This is a genomic window from Vibrio sp. 1069 (assembly GCF_033340555.1).
The window spans coordinates 1-584 of the sequence record NZ_JAWOWP010000666.1; the positions used below are offsets into that span (position 1 = coordinate 1).

The window sequence follows — 584 nt, forward strand, 5'->3', positions numbered from 1 at the left end:
GCTTGCAAGGCTTCTTTACCGCCAACCCAGAGCATAACCGCGGCAATTGAACCCTCGATACACGCCCAGAAAATTCGCTGTGGAACGGGAGCATCAATCTTACCGCCCGCAGTGATACTGTCGATAACCAATGAACCGGAGTCAGATGAGGTGATAAAGAACACCAAAATCAAAACAATCGACAGAATAGAAATCACTGAACTGTATGGTAGTACATCGTAAACATGGAATAGTGTCAGTGAAATATCCGTTAAACCATTCGCACCCAATTCACCAACTTTGTTCACGACCTGATCAAGCGCAATACCACCAAATACTGACATCCAAACCAATGTTACCAACGTCGGAATCACGATGACTGCGAACAAAAATTCTCGAACGGTACGGCCTTTCGATACGCGAGCGATAAACATACCCACAAACGGAGACCAAGATACCCACCACGCCCAGTAGAACACTGTCCAACCGTGCATCCACGTTTCGTCTTCACGACCATGCGGGTTACTCAACGGAATGATGTTTTGGATGTATGCCATTGTCGTGTCGACTAATGAACCCATCGCAGTATCAAAGGTAATGAACGT

The 584-nt window shown here is 46.4% G+C and carries 1 protein-coding gene; it reads right to left on the reverse strand.

Features of this window, described 5'->3' with window-relative positions:
- The coding region (locus tag R7040_RS28355; RefSeq protein ID WP_318097872.1) for a BCCT family transporter at positions 1 to 584 on the reverse strand (584 nt) is incomplete at both ends.